The following is a 16,492-nucleotide window of genomic DNA, read 5'->3' on the forward strand; positions in this document are numbered from 1 at the left end:
TGATTAGCGTGGGCGACGGCCCATCAGGCGGAGATCATGATCTGGTAGAGATCATCATCGCTGGCAGCCTGGCGCAGCTGGCGGCAGACCGCCTTGTCACCCAATTTGGCGGCCATCAGGGAGAGGGTCTTGAGGTGCTGTTTGCACTCACTCTCCGGCACCAGCAAGGCAAAGAGCAGATCGACGGGCTGATTGTCGATGGAATCGAAGGGGATGGGCTCGGCAAAGGTCATCAGTACCGCCGTCGGCGGGAATTCGTCGCCGATGCGACCATGGGGAATGGCAATGCCGGCACCTATGCCGGTGCTGCCCATCTTCTCGCGGGCAAGCAGACATTCGAACAGGGCCTGGCGCGAGGTGCCCAGCCGCTCGGCGGCCAGCTCGCTGATGATTTCCAGGGCGCGTTTCTTGCTGGTACAAGGGACCGCACTTTTGGTGCAGTCCCGACTCAGTATGTGTTCAAGTTGCATGGTTATTTTTGATTTAACTTGTCTTTGTGCTTGATGATCTGTCGATCAAGTTTGTCGAGCAGGGTATCTATCGCGGCGTACATATCCGCGTGTTCCGAATTGGCGAACACTTCGCCCCCGCTGACGTGTAGCTTGGCTTCGGCAATCTGGTTCAGTTTTTCTACGCTCAACACCACATGAACATTGTTGATGTGGTCAAAGTGACGCTCGAGTTTGGCAAACTTGTTATTCACATAATCACGCAGCGCTTCGGTGATCTCTACGTGGTGTCCGGTCAAGTTAATTTGCATAACGTCTTCCTTCTGTGTTGCCTAAACCAGGCGTTTGCGCTGATTGGACGGTGGTATCAACAAGGATTCACGGTATTTGGCGATCGTGCGTCGAGCCACCATAATACCCTGTTCGGCCAGCAAATCCGCGATCTTGCTATCACTTAGCGGTTTCGCCGGGTTTTCCGCCGTCACCAGCTTCTTGATCAGGGCACGAATTGCGGTCGATGAGCACTCACCTCCTCCCTCTGTGTTGACGTGACTGGAGAAAAAGAACTTCAGCTCGAAGATGCCACGGTGGGTATGCATGTACTTCTGGGTCGTGACCCGGGAGATGGTCGATTCATGCATCTCCACCGCCTCGGCGATGTCGTTGAGCACCATGGGCTTCATGGCCTCCTCGCCGTATTCAAAGAACCCCTGCTGCTGCTCGACGATGCAGCTGGCCACCTTGAGCAGGGTCTCATTGCGGCTCTCCAGACTCTTGATGAACCACTTGGCATCTTGCAGATGGGAGCGAATGAACTGGGTATCCTGGCTGGTGCGCGCCTGGCGAGCCATGGCGGCATAGGTTTCGTTGACGCGAATGCGGGGCGCCGAATCCGGGTTCAGCTCCACCACCCAGCGGTTCTGGCGCTTGACCACGGTGACATCCGGGATTACGTACTGGGAATCGCTCTGTACCACCCGGTTGCCGGGTCTGGGTTCGAGCTGCTGGATGAGATCGATGACCTCCTTGAGCTCCCCCTCCTTGAGCCGCGTCTTGCGCGCCAGGGTGCGATAGTCCCGATTGCCCAGCAAGTCCATGTGCTCACGGACGACCTCACGCGCCTGGGCCAGCCAGGGTTGCTGTGCACTGAACTGACCCAGCTGGATCAGCAGGCACTCCTGTACAGAGCGGGCCGCGATGCCGACCGGATCGAAATGCTGTACCCGCTTGAGCACGGCTTCGATCTCGTCGAGCTCCACCTCGACGTCGTCACTGCTCACCGCCTGCTGGATGTCTTCCAGGGTGCTGGTCAGGTAGCCGGACTCGTCGATGCCATCGATGATGGCCAGGGCAATGGCGGCATCGAGATCGCTGAACGGGGTGAGCCGCATCTGCCACAGCAGATAATCTTGCAGGTTTTCCGTGGTCTCGCCCTGATAGACGCTGTCTTCCCCCTCGAAGACGGGGCCGGCACTCTGGCCGGTGCCGGCGGAGTAGACGTCATCCCAGCTGCTGTCGACCGGCAGCTCGTCCGGCAACTGCTCCTGGGCCATGGCCTCGCTGCTGTCGATCTGGCTCTCGTCCTGCTTAATATCGGTATGAGTCTCCAGCTGCTCGACCTCTTCTTGCTCGAGCAGGGGGTTGCTATCGAGGGCTTGCTGGATCTCCTGCTGAAGTTCCAATGAAGAGAGCTGGAGCAGACGAATCGCTTGTTGTAACTGCGGCGTCATGGTCAATTGCTGACCGAGACGCAACTGGAGTGTCGGCTTCATCTACGTCGGGATATCCTTATTTCAGCGAGGCGATCATCAGGAAACGAAGGGCGATTTCCCCTTACTATAGACTGAATTGATCGCCCAAATAGACACGCTTGACCTGTTCGTCGGCCAGGATCTCGGCGGGGGTGCCTTCCGCTATCATCTTGCCGTGACTGACGATATAGGCCTTCTCGCACACATCCAGCGTCTCGCGCACGTTGTGGTCCGTGATGAGCACGCCCAGCCCTCGATCCTTGAGATGCTGGATGATCTTCTTGATGTCGATGACAGAGATGGGATCGACCCCGGCAAACGGCTCGTCCAGCAGGATGAAACGGGGCTCGGCCGCCAGGGCGCGGGCGATCTCGACCCGGCGGCGCTCGCCACCGGACAGGCTCTGACCCAGGTTGTCCCGGATGTGGGTGATGCTGAACTCTTCCAGCAACTGCTCCACCTTGTCTTCCCGCTCTTCGCGACTCAACTCCTTGCGGGTCTGCATGACCCCCATCAGGTTGTCATAGACGGAGAGGCGGCGGAAGATGGAGGCCTCCTGAGGCAGATAGCCGATGCCATTGCGGGCACGGATGTGCATGGGTTGCAGGCTGATGTCCTGCTCGTCGATGGTGATGAGGCCCGCATCCCGCTGCACCAGGCCGACGATCATGTAAAAAGAGGTGGTCTTGCCCGCGCCGTTCGGACCGAGCAGACCCACGATCTGGCCGGTGCCCACTTCCAGGCTGACGTCACTGACCACCATCCGCTTCTTGTAGCTCTTCTGCAGCCCGGCTGCCTTCAACACTGCCATGGCTTATTTATCCTGCTTTTTGTCGGCGGGTTTGTCGAAATTCTCGACCTGATCGGGCAGGAACACCGTCTTGACGCGATTGGTTTCGCCCTTGCTTTCGGCGATCATCTTCTGTTTCACGATGTCATAGCGGATCAGATCGCCGTTCACCTGGCTGTCTTCCTGCTTGAGCTCGCCGTTGCCCGTGATGGTCACCAGACGATTCTTCAGCTCGTAGCGAATGCTGTCGCCATGGGCATTGACCGGCTTGCCGTTGTCCAGGATCTGGAAGAAGGTGGCGGGTTTGCCATAGGCGGTCATCACCTCGGCACCCTTCTCGCCTGATCGGATCACCACCACCTTGTCCGCCTTAATCTTGATGGTGCCCTGGGTGATGATGACATCCTCGCTGAAGGTGACGCGGTTATCCTGCATCTCGGCTATCTGCTTGACGGCGTCCACATACACCTTCTCGGCGAAGTCGGACTCCTTGGCGCTGACGCCCCCGCACAGCAGCAGGGCGAACGCGGCCAGATTAACGTTTCTCATTGAAATAGATGGCATGGCCTTGGTCCAGTAATTCGAAATATTTGCGATCCAGATGCCCCTTCAGGCCAACGCCCTCGGTCTGGAACTCTTTGGCGACGATGGCGACCTGACGATTACTTCTCACATCCTGGGTCACCAAGTCCAGCTCCAGGTAGGGAGTGTCCAGGGTGGAGATGAAGGAGGTGGGCAAGAGGCCATCGAGATGCACCTTGTCCCTCAGGATCACGTTGTCGTCCGTGTTGAGCACCCCCGTCTCGGCGGTCACCTTCCATTCGGCATCCCCCTTGTCATCGAACAGATAGACGATGGGCTTGTCGAAAGTGGCCTGCTCGAGCAGCTGAAAATACTCGGCATAGACGGACTCCAGTCGCTCGCTGCGCTTGCCCGTCTCGTCGAAGCGGGTGGTCACCAGATCCTTGGCGATGAAGTCCGGCTGATAATGTTCCGTCTTGGGCGCGGCCGGCGGCGCCAGGGTCACATCCCCCAGCTGCCAGATGGCCAGAGCCACGATGAAGAGGGCGGCGAACAGCAGGGTCTGACGACTGATCATGCCGATACCTCGGCCAGCTCATCGGCATGCCCCTGGGCCTGCAAGATGAGATCGCACAGCTCGCGCACCGCGCCCATGCCCCCACCCAGCCGGGTCACCAGATCGGCGCGCGCCACCACCAGCGGATGGGCATCGGCGACCGCCACCCCCAGGCCACAGGCCTGCATCACCGGCAGATCTATGGTGTCATCCCCCATGTAGGCCGCCTGGCTGGCATCCAGTCCCAGTTGCTGCAGCAGGGCCTCGAAATGGGGCAGCTTCTGATCCGCCCCCTGGACCACATGCTTCACCCCCAGGCTCGCCATCCGGTTGCTGACGATGCGGGAGTTGCGCCCCGTGATGATGGCGATCTCGATGCCCGCCCTCATCAACGCCTTCATGCCGGCGCCATCCCGGGTGCAGAAGGTCTTGAACTCCTCCCCCTCGTTGCCCATGTAGATGAGGCCGTTGGAGAGCACTCCATCCACGTCACACACCAGCAGGCGGATACGCGCCGCCTTGTCGTATTGGCAGGCGGTGACCGGACCGTAGGGCGTCGCCATCTGTTGCATCAAATCACTCCCGCCTTGAGCAGATCGTGCATGTTGAAGGCCCCCAGGGGACGTTTGTCGCCATCGACCACCAACAAGCCATTGATTTTTTTGGTTTCCATCAGTTTTACCGCCTCGGCGGCCATCATCTCCGGCCTTACGGTAACACAGTTGACCGTCATCACCTGCGCGATAGGGGTGCTGTGGACATCGACCCGCTGATCCAGGATGCGACGCAGGTCGCCATCGGTAAACAAACCCGCCAGCAGACCATCGCCATCGACCACGGCCGTCATGCCGAGTCCCTTGCGGCTCACTTCCAGCAGGGCCTGGCTGATGGTGGCATCTATCCCCACCTGGGGCAACAGGTCACCGCTGTGCATCAGGTCGCCGACTCGCAGCAGCAGACGCTTGCCCAGCGACCCGCCGGGGTGGGAGAGCGCGAAGTCATCGGCGGTGAAACCGCGGGCCTCGAGCAGGGCGACGGCCAGGGCATCCCCCATCACCAGGGTGGCCGTGGTGCTGGAGGTCGGCGCCAGCCCCAGGGGACAGGCTTCCTGCTCGACCCGGACGCAGAGGTGTACGTTGGCCTCCTTGGCCATGGTCGAGGCCGGATTGCCGGTCATGCAGATAAGCGGGATGCCGCGGCGCTTGAGCACCGGCAGCAGGGCCAGGATCTCGTCGCTCTCCCCCGAGTTGGAGATGGCGATGATGAGATCCCCCCCCGAGATCATCCCGAGATCCCCGTGGCTGGCTTCGCCCGGGTGCAGGAAGAAGGCGGGCGTCCCTGTGCTGGCCAGGGTGGCGGCAATCTTGTTGCCAATATGGCCGGACTTGCCCATGCCGGTGACCACTATCTTGCCGCCGCAACCCAGTATCAGCTGGCAGGCACGATCGAACGCCTCATCCAGGTACTGATGCAGGCCCTCGATGGCTTGTTTCTCTATGTCCAGCACCGCCTTGGCACTGCGACGAAAATCGAACATTTCAGACAGGTTTTCTGGTTTGACAGACATATGGGAACCGCTCCGGGCCGAAATTAGCTGCGGGATTATAAAAAAGTCTGCCCAGATAAGCGAATCCGATGGTTTCTGGCGAGAGCAACGGGGGACAAACGGCCGAAAGCTGTCGCCTGCAAAGGGGGCCAGCCTGTTCAATAGTTGTCCCTTGTTGTTGCTTAGACCTAGACTAGCCCATAAAATTCGCTCTTCATTTGCACCCGATGGACCATTGTTTGAACAACGATCTGATCACCATCTCCGATCTCAGCTTCAGTCACGGCGACCGCCTGCTCTACGACAACATCAGCCTCACCATCCCCCGTGGCAAGGTGACTGCCGTGATGGGGCCCAGCGGGATCGGCAAGACCACGCTGCTGAGGCTGATCGGCGGTCAACTCAAGCCCGATGCCGGCACCATATTGTTTGACGGCGAGGATGTTCCCCGCCTGTCCCGCCGCCGACTCTACAGTCTGCGCAAACGGATGAGCATGCTGTTCCAAAGCGGTGCCCTCTTCACCGGCATGACGGTGTTCGACAACGTGGCCTTTCCCCTGCGCGAGCACTCGGGCCTGCCCGAGGAGCTGATCCACACCATCGTCATGATGAAGCTGGAGGCCGTGGGCCTGCGCGGCGCGGCCTCCCTGATGCCCTCGCAGCTCTCAGGCGGCATGGCCCGCCGGGCCGCCCTGGCCAGAGCCATCGCCCTGGATCCGGACCTCATCATGTTCGACGAACCCTTCGTCGGCCAGGACCCCATCACCATGGGGGTGCTGGTGAAGCTCATCCGCGAGCTCAACGACGCCCTCGGCATCACCTCCGTCATCGTCACCCATGACGTGACCGAGGTGATGGGCATCGCCGATTACGCCTATATCATCGCCAATCGCAAGATAGTGGCCCAGGGCACACCGCAACAGCTGCGGGAAGAGCGCAACCCCGAGGTCGAGCAGTTCCTGCAGGGACTTCCCGACGGCCCTGTCCCGTTCCATTTCCCGGCTGGCGAGCTACTACAGGATCTATGATGTTGATAAGTCAAATAAACCAGTTGGGACGATCCGGCATTCAGATCCTCACGGCCCTGGGCCGTGCCACCATCATGCTGTTTCATGCCCTGGCCGGCCGTCCCCAGCCCCGCAAGCATTTTCCTCTGCTGCTTCAGCAGCTCTATGTGGTCGGGGTCCAGTCGGTCGCCATCATCCTGGTCTCGGGCCTCTTCATCGGTATGGTACTCTCGTTGCAGGGATACAATGTGCTCAAGGACTTCGGCGCGGAAGGGAGCCTGGGGCCCCTGGTCTCTCTCTCCCTGCTGCGCGAGCTCGGCCCCGTGGTGACAGCCCTGCTGTTCGCCGGGCGCGCCGGCTCGGCCCTGACCGCCGAGATCGGCCTGATGAAGGCCACCGAGCAGCTCTCCAGCCTGGAGATGATGGCGGTGGATCCCTTGCGCCGCGTGGTTGCCCCTCGCTTCTGGGCCGGTGTCATCAGCATGCCGCTGCTGGCCTTCATGTTCAGTCTGGTGGGCATCATGGGCGGCAAACTGGTCGGCGTCGACTGGCTCGGCGTCGATGAGGGGGGCTTCTGGTCCGCCATGCAGGCCGCGGTCGACTGGCAGGATGACATCATGCAAGGCGCCATCAAGAGCCTGATTTTTGCCCTGGTGGTCACCTGGATTGCGCTCTTCAACGGCTATGATGCCAAGCCCACCTCGGCCGGGATAAGCCAGGCCACGACCCGCACCGTGGTCAACTCCTCCCTGGCCGTGCTCGGCCTGGATTTTATACTCACCGCAGTCATGTTTGGATAAGGTTAAAGATGAAGTTCAGCAAAGTAGAATTCCTGGTTGGCCTCTTCATGCTGGCAGGCATCGCGGCCATTCTCGCCCTGGCGCTGCAAGTTGCCGGTTTGAGCTTTAAACCGGAGGGAGAAACCTATACCCTGCGCGCCCATTTCGATAATATCGGCGGCCTGAAAGTACGCTCGCCGGTCAAGGTCGGTGGCGTCGTCGTCGGTCGAGTCAGTGACATCAGCCTGGACGAGAAGAGCCAGGTGCCCGTTGTCACCCTGGAGATGCAAAAGAGTGCCGGCGAGTTCTCCGAGACCAGCAGCCTCTCCATCCTCACCTCAGGCCTGCTCGGCGAACAATACATTGGGCTGGCGCCCGGCTTCTCCGATGAGGAGATGGGCACCGCCATGCTCAAGAGCGGCGACATGATCGAAGATACCAAGTCAGCCATAGTGCTCGAGGATCTGATTGGCAAGTTCCTGTACAGCCAATCTTCCGACAGCAAAGAAGAGACCAAGTAAGGAGTGACCATGTTGAAAAAAATGACCCTGCTGATCGGTCTGATGGCCAGCATACTGTTCTCCTTGACCGCCCGGGCAGCCGAGTATCCGAGCGATCCCTATGTACTGGTGGATACCGCGGCCAAGCAGACCTTCGCCCGCCTCAAGGCCGACCAGAACCAGATCAAGCAGCAGCCGGACCACCTGAGGGTGATCATCCGCGAGGAACTGCTGCCCTATATCGACAACCGTTTCGCGGCCTACAAGGTGCTTGGCAATCAGATCAAGCAGACTACCCCGGCCCAGCGCGATGCCTTCGTCAACGTGTTCACCGAGTACATGGTGAGCTCCTATGCCGATGCCCTCGCCCATTTTGACAAGCAGGTGGTCAAGGTCGAACCGGGCAAGCCCGCGACCGGCAACATCACTGCGGTCAGCGTCAGCGTCAAGGAGAGCGGCAAGCCCGATATCTTCCTGGAGTTCAAGTTGCGCAAGAACAACAAGACCGGCGAGTGGAAGGCGTTCGACATGGTGGCCGAGGGCATCAGCCTGCTCTCCGCCAAACAGAGCGAGCTCGGCGGCCTGATCCGCCAGAACGGCATAGACGCCGTCATCGCCCAGCTGCAGGCCCACAACGCCAAGCCGCTGGTGATCAAGTCATGATATTCGGAACCGATCTGCAATCCGAACAGGTCATCGACCTGTGGCGGCGCCGCGATGAGTGGTGGCAGCAGGATAGCCTGGATCTGAGCCGGATAAGCAGTCTGGACTCCGCAGGCCTGGCACTGCTGGTCAAGTGGGCCAAGGCGGTACTGGCCCGTGGTGGTCAACCGCTACTGGTCGGCGCCAGTGCAGACATCCATACCCTGGCGACCCTGTACGGGGTCGCCAGCCTTTTTCAGCCCATTGCGCAACAAACTGAGGACTCATAATGCAAGTCTCTGAAATTGAAGCACTACTCCTAGAGGCCTTGCCCCTGTCCGAAGTGCACGTCAAAGGGGATGGCAGTCACTATCAAGTGATCGCCGTCGGCGACATGTTCGACGGCATGAGCCGGGTCAAGAAGCAGCAGGCCATCTACGGGCCGCTGATGGACAAGATCGCCACCAACGCCATTCATGCCCTCTCCATCAAGGCCTTTACGCCGACCGAGTGGGCCCGTGAACGCAAATTTATCCTGCCCTCCTGATTTGGTATTTAAGTAACATGGACAAATTCAAGATCGATGGTCGTTGCACGCTCAATGGCGAAGTGACCATCTCGGGTGCCAAGAACGCCGCCCTGCCCATCCTGTTCGCCACCCTGCTGTGTGACGAAGAGATCCAGCTCTCCAACGTGCCGCGCCTGAAAGACGTGGGCACCACCCTCAAGCTGTTGGAGATGCTGGGGGCCAGCACCAAGGTCAACGGCAACGTGACCGTGCTGACCGGGGCGGTGAACAACCATGTCGCGCCCTACGAGCTGGTCAAGACCATGCGCGCCTCCATACTGGCGCTCGGCCCCCTGGCCGCCCGTTTCGGTGCTGCGGACGTCTCCCTGCCCGGCGGTTGTGCCATCGGGGCCCGCCCGGTCAACCTGCACGTCCACGGCCTGGAGCTGATGGGCGCCAAGATCACCATCGAAGACGGTTACATCAAGGCCCGGGTTGATGGTCGCCTCAAGGGTGCCCACATCCTGATGGACATGATCTCGGTGACCGGTACCGAGAACCTGATGATGGCGGCTGCCCTGGCCGAGGGTCGCACCGTGATCGAGAACGCCGCCCGCGAACCCGAGGTGGTCGATCTCGCCAACTTCCTCAACGCCCTCGGCGCCAAGGTACAGGGTGCCGGCACGGATACCCTGACCATCGACGGGGTCGAGCGTCTGCACGGTGGCAGCTACAGCGTCCAGCCAGACCGTATCGAAACCGGGACCTTCCTGGTCGGCGCCGCCGTCACCGGCGGCAAGATTGTCTGCCGCAAGACGGATCCCTCCCTGCTGGAAGCCGTGCTGGTCAAGCTGGAAGAGGCGGGCGCCCTCATCGAGAAAGGGGCCGACTGGATCAGCCTGGACATGACGGGTCGTACCCTCAAGCCGGTCACCATCAAGACGGCCCCCTATCCGGCCTTCCCGACCGACATGCAGGCCCAGTTCACCGTGCTCAACGCCGTGGCCAAGGGCACCGGCATGGTCACCGAGACCATCTTCGAGAACCGCTTCATGCACGTGCCCGAACTGGTGCGGATGGGGGCGGACATCGAACTGCAGGGCAATGTCGCCATCTGCCGTGACACCGAGCAGCTCAAGGGTGCCCAGGTGATGGCCACCGATCTGCGCGCCTCCGCCAGCCTGGTACTGGCTGGCTTCGTGGCCGAAGGCACCACCCTGGTCGAGCGCATCTATCACATCGACCGTGGCTACGAAGACATAGAACACAAGCTGCAAGCCCTGGGTGGTCGCATCGAGCGTATCCCTGGCTGATATAGCAACGGGACAAAGCCCATATGAAACGGCCCCCTCGCCATGCGAGGGGGCCGTTCTGTTTGCGGCAAGGCTACACTGATGATGGTCAGTGGCCGGCCAGCTTCATGCTTTCAACCAGCACGGACCCCGTCTTCAGGCTGGAACGCTCATCCTGATCCGTGCCCACGGCCACTATCTGGCGGAACATCTCGTTGAGGTTGCCCGCTATGGTGATCTCCTCGACCGGATAGGCTATCTCCCCATTCTCGACCCAGAAGCCGGCGGCACCGCGGGAGTAGTCACCGTTGACGATATTAACTCCCTGCCCCATCAGCTCGGTCACCAGCAGGCCGGTGCCCATCTCCCTGAGCAGGGCGGGCAGGTCCTGCCCCGTGTTAGACACCTGCCAGTTGTGGATGCCACCGGCGTGCCCCGTGGTGGTCAGCCCCAGCTTGCGCGCCGAGTAGGAGGTGAGCAGCCAGCTCATCAGGTGGCCGTCGCGTATGATGTCGAGATCCCGAGTGCGCACCCCTTCCCCATCAAACGGGGAACTGGCCAGGCCGCCCGGCAGGTGGGGAAACTCCTGGATGGTGAGCCAGTCGGGCAGGATCTGCTGCCCCAGCCGCTCTTGCAGAAAGCTGGACTTGCGATAGAGATTGCCGCCACTGATGGCCATGACCAGATGGCCCCACAGGCCGGCGGCGGTGTCGGGATGAAACAGCACGGGCGCATGGCGGGTCGCTATCTTGCGGGCACCGAGCCGGGCGACGGTGCGGCTCACCGCCTCGTCGGCGATCCGTGCCGGGCTCCACAGCCCGGCCAGATCGCGACTGGAGGAGTAACCGTAATCCCGCTGCATGTCGCCATCCTGCTCGCCGATCAGCATGCAGCTCAGCGAGTTGCGTGATGCCGCATACCCCTTCAGAAAGCCGTGGCTGTTGCCGTAGACCTTGATGCCGAGGTGGCTGGAAAAACCGGCGCCGTCCGAGTGCTTGATCCGGCTGTCGCTGCAAAGCGCCAGTCGCTCGCACTCGATGGCCAGCTCGATGCCCTGCTGGGGATCCAGCAGGGTGGGATGGCAGAGTTGCAGATCGGGGGCATCCCAGGCCAGCAGCTCGGGATCGGCCAGACCGGCGCAGGCATCGGCCGAGGTGTGACGGGCTATCTCGATGGCGGCCTCGACGGCGGCGCGGATTGCCGCGGGACTGAGGTCCGTGGTTGACGAGGAGCCCTTGCAACCATCGCGGTAAACGGCGATGCCGAGCGCCCCATCCTTGTTGAATTCGATGCTTTCCAGCTCGCAGCCGCGCGCGTTGACCGACAATCCGGTCTGCTTGCTGATAGAGACTTCTGCCAGCGAGGCACCCAGCCCTTTGGCAATCTCAAGCGCCTCGGCAACCACGGCCTCCAGTTGCGCCTGATCCTGGCGGATTTGGTCTTGCTGATCCATAACTCAAGTCTGCATGAAGAAAGGAAAGGGGCTCAGCATATCAGACCCCTGCGCCCAGCGGGAGAAGCTGGTACCATATCGCCCAAATATGAATGACAGGACATAAAGACCAATGAGTCACTTTAACGACGAGCAAGAGTTCGAGGACTGGGGCCCCAGCAAGAGCCAGCTCAAGCGCGAAGCCGAGATATTGCAGAAGATGGGCGATGAACTCGTCGACCTCAGCCACAGCGAGCTGGAGAAGATCCCGCTGGATGAAGAGCTGGCCGAGGCGGTCGAGCTGGGCCGCAGGCTCAAGCCCAAGAAGGATGAGTCTTTCCGCCGCCACCTGCAGTTCATCGGCCGACTGATGCGCAGCCGCGACATAGAGCCCATCGCCGAGGCCCTGTCGATCATCAAGAATCGCCACTCCACCATCAATGCACGCCTGCACCGGCTGGAGCAGTGGCGCGAGAGGCTGATCGTCGAAGGGGATGAGGCCCTCAACGAGCTCATGTCCCAGTTCCATGAGCTGGATCGCCAGAAGCTGCGCCAATTGATCCGCAACGCCAAGAAAGAGCGTGAGCTGAACAAGCCGCCGGCGGCGTTTCGCGAGATCTACCAGTATCTGCGTGGCGAGATAGAAGACAAGCTGTGAGCCTTGCGTCTTAATACCATAACCAACGGGGCCTGTCGGCCCCGTTGTCGTTTCGATGGCAGTCTCAACCCGCCTCGGGTGCCAGACACTGGGTCTGGGTATGGGGCACCAGATACGGGGTCAGCAGAGGAGCCATCCCCTTGAGCACCTGTACCGGCAATGCGGAGGTGAAGCGGAACTTGTCCGACTGGCTACCTGGCACATAGGCGGTCAGGGTACCGAAGTGATCCTCGCCGATGTAGAACACGAAGGTCGCGGTCCGGTTGCGAGCCAGCGAACTGGTGACATTACCATAGCGTCCCACCGTCTCGAGCCGGTTGTCTCCCGTCCCCGTCTTGCCTCCCAATGCCAGCACAGTGCCATCTGGCAGGGTGAAGGCCCCCGAAATGCGTCGCGCCGTGCCCCCTTCCACCACCTTGGAGAGGGCGCCACGCAGGGCCGTTGCCACCGCAGATGGCAGCACACGCACGCCCTGACCATGGGCGGGTTCAAACTCCGTCTCGAATGGCGTGTCCTTGGCGAAGGAGAGGTGCTCGATGCGCAGGGTCGGCGTCCGGATGCCGTCATTCTGGATGATGCCCATCAGTTCGGCCAGGGCGGCGGGTCGATCCCCCGAGCTGCCGAGAGCCGTCGCCAGGGAGGGCACCAGATGGCCGAATGGATAGCCGAGCTTGGCCCAGCGCTGATGGATGTCGAGGAAGGCTTCCACCTCCAGCATGGTGCGCACCCGGGTGTCACGGGCGCTGCGATGACGGGTCTTGAACAACCAGCTGTAGACCTCCTGACGCTCATCCCGGCTCGCCATGACCACGTCGTTGAAGGTCGCCTTCTCGTAGGCCTTGAGGTAAGAGACCAGCCAGAGCTCGAGGGGGTGGACGCGGGCGATATAACCCTGATCCGGTAGTGAATACTTACCTGGTCCATAAGAGTCATACAGCTGGGCGATCCGCCGCTCGTTCAGTTGCTTGCGCAGTACCTTGGGCAGCCGACCATCGAGGAAGGCGGTAAAAGTCGCCAGATCTGCCTCCGGATAGAGATAGCGGTGCACCGCTGCCAGCCGGATGGCGCTGGGTCTGAGGCCATCGAGGAAGGCATCGATCCGCTCGGCCGGCGTCTTGCCCTGATACTTGCGCCAGAAGCGTAGCAGATAGGTCTGGCCCTCCTTGTCTGCGAACCGGACCAGGTACTCGGTGCGACGGGGATCCCTGTCATCCTTGAGCAACTGGCTGCGGTTGCCATCCTTGTAGAGGGTGTAGCGCACCAGGTCCCGCATCAGCCGCACGAACGGCAGGTTGATGGACTCGCGCAGCGCGTCCCGCAGGGACGGATTGCGATTGTTGTCGTACTTGTTGAAGTTGTTGAAGGTGTGCATGCCGCCGCCGGTAAAGAAACCTTCATACGGGCTGGCCGAATACTTGCGATCTAGGGCCGCCTCCAGCATGGGGGGCAGGCTCTTGTCTCTGACATTGATCAGATAGGAGACGGCCCAGCGGCTGATGTTGTCCTGGGGGGATATCTCCAGTTTGCGCAGGCTCTCGGCTGGCATGTCGGCGTAGCTGTCATGGAGCTCCGCAACCATCTGCAAGTAGGTAGTCAGCACCCTCAGCTTGGCGGTAGAGCCCAGCTCCAGCTTGCTGCCTTCGTTGATGTCAAAGGGCTGATCCGTGTTGTCGGTCTGCACCCTGACCTTGAAGCCATAGGGCGATTTCTCGAACAGGGTGAAGCTGTAGCGCACATCGGCCGTTTTCTCCGGCGAGAGTAACCGCTCACCATACAACCCGATTTTCTCGGCGAAAGCGGGGTCGGCAAGCTGCTGCAGATAGCCGGTGATCTCTTTTTGCAACGGCATGTTGAGGCTGGTCTCGGCGGTCAGATCCATCCGGTCCAGATCGTAGAGCTGCACCCCAAGATGACTGCTCAGACGGGTGCGCGCCACCTGCAATCCCTTGTTGTTATTGACCCGGGTGATGGCCGGTGACTGCAGGAAATCACGATAAGTGATCTTGGCCTTGAGGGCGGCGGCCATCAGATCCGGCGTGATCATCCCCTCCTGCACAAACAGGCGCAGATAGCTGTCGGTCAGCGCGGCCAGTGCATCCCGCCCCTGGGCAAGGTAGTAGGAAGGACGGCGATGGGCAATCATCAGGGAAACCACCTGACGCAGGGCCAAGCCCTTGTCATCCAGGGGGGCATCCTGATTGCGGGCGGGATCGAGCAGGCGGTTCACTTCGGCCACATCGGCCCCAAACCATACCCAGAGCCCATCCCCCAACCCATGGACCTCACCATGACCCGGCGCCGCCGAGAGGGGCACTGAGTTGAGATAGGCCCAGGCCACCAACTTGCGGGCCTCCAGGGTCTCGGGACCGAGGCGATAAGCCCGTACACTGGCCGAGATCATCTGACGAATCTTCTCGGTGGCCGACACCGTCAGACCATCGGGGGAGTGTCGGTACTTCTCGACCTGGGTCGCCAGCGTGCTGCCGCCGGCCGACTGGCCCTCCATGTCCAGCGCCTTGCCCAGCTGCGACACGGCTGCCTTGGCAAAACGTGGCCAATCGACGGCCGGGTTGGCCAAGGGCTGTTCATCGCTGAGCAGATCCCGGTTCTCGATAAACAACAGGGACTGCACCACCAGGGGTGGAATAGAGGCAAAGTCCGGATAGTAGTGGCTTGGATAGTGGAAATCATAGAAAGGAGCAGCCCGACAGTCATTCAGGGTCAGTCCGGCCTGAACCTTCTCGGTGTAAGGCACGAAGAAGCCACGCTTGGCATAGTCATAGAGTGCATCGGAGAAGCGAACCTGCTGACTCACCTCGTAGCCGCGCTTGAGCAGCCGCTCCTGCATCATGGGCAGCAAGACATAACCCAGTCGCTTGTCGAAAGGGCCATCATCGGGAAAGATGATCTTGTCGCTCGGACCCGGCTCGACCCGATAGCTCAGCTTGGCGGCATAATGGGAGATCTCCTGGGACTGCAACTTGGAGGTCTTCATCTCATAGCCAACCAGCAGAGCCACCGCTACCAGGCAGAGCAAGAAGAGCAGGCAAAGCAACCAACGCCACCAGGAGCGAGGCTTGCGCTTTTTGGGGCCGTCCTCTGTGGGGACGGGAAACTCTTGAGGTGCCACTTTATCCAGATCCGTCCGTTGTAATGCGCCCATATCCGCTCACCATGGTTACGCAATTTATTGTATTTCACTCAAGCTTAGTGTTTTCAAGTCAATGGCTTGAAAACAATTCGTGCTTCGTGTCGATGGTAGCAGGGCTATTTGCAAAATGGGAGTCGATTGTCTCGGCCCAGTGGTCGACAGGATGCAAAAACACCGGCCATAGGCCGGTGTCCGATATGTCCATCTTGATGGATTACTTGTGAGAGCTCATCGCCTTCAGCTTGGCGCTGAGCTCTTTTCGCTCCTTGGAGAGCTCGGCATTCTTGATGATGTGATCATCGACCCGCTCTTCATAGTCGGTGCGCATGTTGGCGATGATGGCCTGCACCTCATCTATGCTCATGCCAGGCTTGATGTAGTCGCTCAGGTTGTCGAGCAGCAGCACCCGCTTCTGGTTATCACGGATCTTCTTCTCGTTGTCAGTGATCTCGCGCTTGAGCTTGTTCTGACGACGAGACATACGCACATATTCCAATACATCGTTGAAGGTGGACTTGTTTACTTGTTCCATATCGTTACCACTGACTCAAGGTTGATAAAATCGGGACAGGTTACGCCTGAGAGGAAGGATGTTCATCAAGAAACGCAGGCGAACGTCGAATGCCTTTACTCTACCGAGTTATGTGACAGATACAAGCCAATTGCATATGAACCACCGAAGTCCGGCCACTAACACCCTGATTTGCAAAGAAGATGTCAACACAACGTAACAAATCGCACGATTAATGCTGTTTTTCAGGCAATAAAAAACCCCGCTCATCGAGCGGGGTTTCTTGTATTGGGTGCCTGGCAGTGTCCTACTCTCGCATGGCGAATGCCACACTACCATCGGCGCTACCGCGTTTCACTTCTGAGTTCGGCATGGGATCAGGTGGTTCCACGGCGCTA

Annotated in this window: 19 protein-coding genes and 1 rRNA gene; 8 read left to right on the forward strand and 12 right to left on the reverse strand. The window is 60.2% G+C overall.

The features are described from left to right. Positions 1-23: 23 nt before the first annotated feature. The 8 genes from ptsN to ACEUCR_RS14240 form a co-directional block, all read right to left on the reverse strand. Entirely contained in the window at positions 24-470 is a 447-nt protein-coding gene (ptsN, locus tag ACEUCR_RS14205; RefSeq protein WP_042001475.1) for a PTS IIA-like nitrogen regulatory protein PtsN, read from the reverse strand. A 2-nt stretch (positions 471-472) separates the two neighbouring features. Then, complete coding sequence (hpf, locus tag ACEUCR_RS14210) at positions 473-760, reverse strand: ribosome hibernation promoting factor (RefSeq protein WP_042001473.1); 288 nt, start codon at positions 758-760, stop codon at positions 473-475. Between the two features lie 21 nt (positions 761-781). Beyond that, on the reverse strand, positions 782-2,221 hold the full coding sequence (locus ACEUCR_RS14215; protein ID WP_111873077.1) for an RNA polymerase factor sigma-54: 1,440 nt from the start codon (positions 2,219-2,221) through the stop codon (positions 782-784). A gap of 64 nt (positions 2,222-2,285) precedes the next feature. After that, on the reverse strand, positions 2,286-3,011 hold the full coding sequence (lptB, locus tag ACEUCR_RS14220) for an LPS export ABC transporter ATP-binding protein (protein ID WP_111873076.1): 726 nt from the start codon (positions 3,009-3,011) through the stop codon (positions 2,286-2,288). A gap of 3 nt (positions 3,012-3,014) precedes the next feature. After that, entirely contained in the window at positions 3,015-3,539 is a 525-nt protein-coding gene (gene lptA / locus ACEUCR_RS14225) for a lipopolysaccharide transport periplasmic protein LptA (protein WP_042001463.1), read from the reverse strand. Further along, positions 3,526-4,086 (reverse strand): LPS export ABC transporter periplasmic protein LptC, encoded by a 561-nt coding sequence (gene lptC / locus ACEUCR_RS14230; protein WP_042002244.1) that lies wholly within the window; start codon positions 4,084-4,086, stop codon positions 3,526-3,528. The genes lptA and lptC overlap by 14 nt, the downstream gene beginning before the upstream one ends. Next, a complete protein-coding gene (gene kdsC / locus ACEUCR_RS14235) occupies positions 4,086-4,640 on the reverse strand; it encodes a 3-deoxy-manno-octulosonate-8-phosphatase KdsC (RefSeq protein ID WP_408790943.1) in 555 nt (184 codons plus the stop codon). The genes lptC and kdsC overlap by 1 nt, the downstream gene beginning before the upstream one ends. Further along, a complete protein-coding gene (locus tag ACEUCR_RS14240) occupies positions 4,640-5,635 on the reverse strand; it encodes a KpsF/GutQ family sugar-phosphate isomerase (protein WP_408790945.1) in 996 nt (331 codons plus the stop codon). Before ACEUCR_RS14240 ends, kdsC begins: the two co-directional genes overlap by 1 nt. A gap of 206 nt (positions 5,636-5,841) precedes the next feature. On the opposite strand from ACEUCR_RS14240, the gene mlaF reads away from it, so the two are divergent. The 7 genes from mlaF to murA are packed head-to-tail and all read left to right on the forward strand — an operon-like array spanning position 5,842 to position 10,363. Continuing rightward, positions 5,842-6,642: a phospholipid ABC transporter ATP-binding protein MlaF gene (gene mlaF, locus ACEUCR_RS14245; RefSeq protein WP_042001455.1), complete on the forward strand. Its 801-nt coding sequence runs from the start codon at positions 5,842-5,844 to the stop codon at positions 6,640-6,642. Further along, positions 6,642-7,421 (forward strand): lipid asymmetry maintenance ABC transporter permease subunit MlaE, encoded by a 780-nt coding sequence (gene mlaE, locus ACEUCR_RS14250; protein ID WP_042001452.1) that lies wholly within the window; start codon positions 6,642-6,644, stop codon positions 7,419-7,421. The genes mlaF and mlaE overlap by 1 nt, the downstream gene beginning before the upstream one ends. Before the next feature lie 8 nt (positions 7,422-7,429). After that, positions 7,430-7,921 (forward strand): outer membrane lipid asymmetry maintenance protein MlaD, encoded by a 492-nt coding sequence (gene mlaD / locus ACEUCR_RS14255; RefSeq protein WP_042001449.1) that lies wholly within the window; start codon positions 7,430-7,432, stop codon positions 7,919-7,921. Between the two features lie 9 nt (positions 7,922-7,930). Further along, entirely contained in the window at positions 7,931-8,563 is a 633-nt protein-coding gene (gene mlaC / locus ACEUCR_RS14260) for a phospholipid-binding protein MlaC (RefSeq protein ID WP_042001446.1), read from the forward strand. Continuing rightward, entirely contained in the window at positions 8,560-8,832 is a 273-nt protein-coding gene (locus tag ACEUCR_RS14265; protein ID WP_408790948.1) for an STAS domain-containing protein, read from the forward strand. The genes mlaC and ACEUCR_RS14265 overlap by 4 nt, the downstream gene beginning before the upstream one ends. Next, positions 8,832-9,089, forward strand: coding sequence for a BolA family iron metabolism protein IbaG (gene ibaG, locus ACEUCR_RS14270; protein ID WP_042001440.1), 258 nt, complete (start codon positions 8,832-8,834; stop codon positions 9,087-9,089). The genes ACEUCR_RS14265 and ibaG overlap by 1 nt, the downstream gene beginning before the upstream one ends. Before the next feature lie 17 nt (positions 9,090-9,106). Continuing rightward, positions 9,107-10,363: a UDP-N-acetylglucosamine 1-carboxyvinyltransferase gene (gene murA, locus ACEUCR_RS14275; protein WP_042001437.1), complete on the forward strand. Its 1,257-nt coding sequence runs from the start codon at positions 9,107-9,109 to the stop codon at positions 10,361-10,363. Between the two features lie 88 nt (positions 10,364-10,451). Here the strand turns inward: murA and pmbA are convergent, their stop codons facing one another. Continuing rightward, on the reverse strand, positions 10,452-11,795 hold the full coding sequence (gene pmbA / locus ACEUCR_RS14280; RefSeq protein WP_408790951.1) for a metalloprotease PmbA: 1,344 nt from the start codon (positions 11,793-11,795) through the stop codon (positions 10,452-10,454). A gap of 112 nt (positions 11,796-11,907) precedes the next feature. Between pmbA and yjgA the strand changes: the two genes are divergently transcribed. Next, on the forward strand, positions 11,908-12,432 hold the full coding sequence (yjgA, locus tag ACEUCR_RS14285; protein ID WP_042001431.1) for a ribosome biogenesis factor YjgA: 525 nt from the start codon (positions 11,908-11,910) through the stop codon (positions 12,430-12,432). Between the two features lie 64 nt (positions 12,433-12,496). Here yjgA and ACEUCR_RS14290 read toward each other — a convergent pair whose 3' ends face one another. The 3 genes from ACEUCR_RS14290 to rrf all read right to left on the reverse strand — a co-directional run. Continuing rightward, entirely contained in the window at positions 12,497-15,595 is a 3,099-nt protein-coding gene (locus ACEUCR_RS14290) for a transglycosylase domain-containing protein (RefSeq protein WP_408790954.1), read from the reverse strand. Positions 15,596-15,797: 202 nt separating this feature from the next. Then, positions 15,798-16,115, reverse strand: coding sequence for a PTS system regulator TmaR (tmaR, locus tag ACEUCR_RS14295; RefSeq protein WP_042001426.1), 318 nt, complete (start codon positions 16,113-16,115; stop codon positions 15,798-15,800). Between the two features lie 273 nt (positions 16,116-16,388). Next, positions 16,389-16,492, reverse strand: a 5S ribosomal RNA gene (gene rrf, locus ACEUCR_RS14300); the annotation flags it as partial.

The sequence above is a fragment of the Aeromonas bivalvium genome, assembly GCF_046078285.1.
Lineage (GTDB): Bacteria > Pseudomonadota > Gammaproteobacteria > Enterobacterales > Aeromonadaceae > Aeromonas > Aeromonas bivalvium.

Excerpts from the sequence above, each read along its gene's own strand:
- ACEUCR_RS14265 (WP_408790948.1), top strand. The coding sequence starts at position 8,560 with ATGATATTCGGAACCGATCTGCAATCCGAACAGGTCATCGACCTGTGG.
- kdsC (WP_408790943.1), bottom strand. The coding sequence starts at position 4,640 with ATGCAACAGATGGCGACGCCCTACGGTCCGGTCACCGCCTGCCAATAC.
- ACEUCR_RS14215 (WP_111873077.1), bottom strand. The coding sequence starts at position 2,221 with ATGAAGCCGACACTCCAGTTGCGTCTCGGTCAGCAATTGACCATGACG.
- ptsN (WP_042001475.1), bottom strand. The coding sequence starts at position 470 with ATGCAACTTGAACACATACTGAGTCGGGACTGCACCAAAAGTGCGGTC.
- yjgA (WP_042001431.1), top strand. The coding sequence starts at position 11,908 with ATGAGTCACTTTAACGACGAGCAAGAGTTCGAGGACTGGGGCCCCAGC.
- mlaF (WP_042001455.1), top strand. The coding sequence starts at position 5,842 with ATGGACCATTGTTTGAACAACGATCTGATCACCATCTCCGATCTCAGC.
- murA (WP_042001437.1), top strand. The coding sequence starts at position 9,107 with ATGGACAAATTCAAGATCGATGGTCGTTGCACGCTCAATGGCGAAGTG.
- lptA (WP_042001463.1), bottom strand. The coding sequence starts at position 3,539 with ATGAGAAACGTTAATCTGGCCGCGTTCGCCCTGCTGCTGTGCGGGGGC.
- ibaG (WP_042001440.1), top strand. The coding sequence starts at position 8,832 with ATGCAAGTCTCTGAAATTGAAGCACTACTCCTAGAGGCCTTGCCCCTG.
- pmbA (WP_408790951.1), bottom strand. The coding sequence starts at position 11,795 with ATGGATCAGCAAGACCAAATCCGCCAGGATCAGGCGCAACTGGAGGCC.
- lptB (WP_111873076.1), bottom strand. The coding sequence starts at position 3,011 with ATGGCAGTGTTGAAGGCAGCCGGGCTGCAGAAGAGCTACAAGAAGCGG.
- ACEUCR_RS14290 (WP_408790954.1), bottom strand. The coding sequence starts at position 15,595 with ATGGGCGCATTACAACGGACGGATCTGGATAAAGTGGCACCTCAAGAG.
- hpf (WP_042001473.1), bottom strand. The coding sequence starts at position 760 with ATGCAAATTAACTTGACCGGACACCACGTAGAGATCACCGAAGCGCTG.
- mlaD (WP_042001449.1), top strand. The coding sequence starts at position 7,430 with ATGAAGTTCAGCAAAGTAGAATTCCTGGTTGGCCTCTTCATGCTGGCA.
- mlaC (WP_042001446.1), top strand. The coding sequence starts at position 7,931 with ATGTTGAAAAAAATGACCCTGCTGATCGGTCTGATGGCCAGCATACTG.
- tmaR (WP_042001426.1), bottom strand. The coding sequence starts at position 16,115 with ATGGAACAAGTAAACAAGTCCACCTTCAACGATGTATTGGAATATGTG.
- ACEUCR_RS14240 (WP_408790945.1), bottom strand. The coding sequence starts at position 5,635 with ATGTCTGTCAAACCAGAAAACCTGTCTGAAATGTTCGATTTTCGTCGC.
- mlaE (WP_042001452.1), top strand. The coding sequence starts at position 6,642 with ATGTTGATAAGTCAAATAAACCAGTTGGGACGATCCGGCATTCAGATC.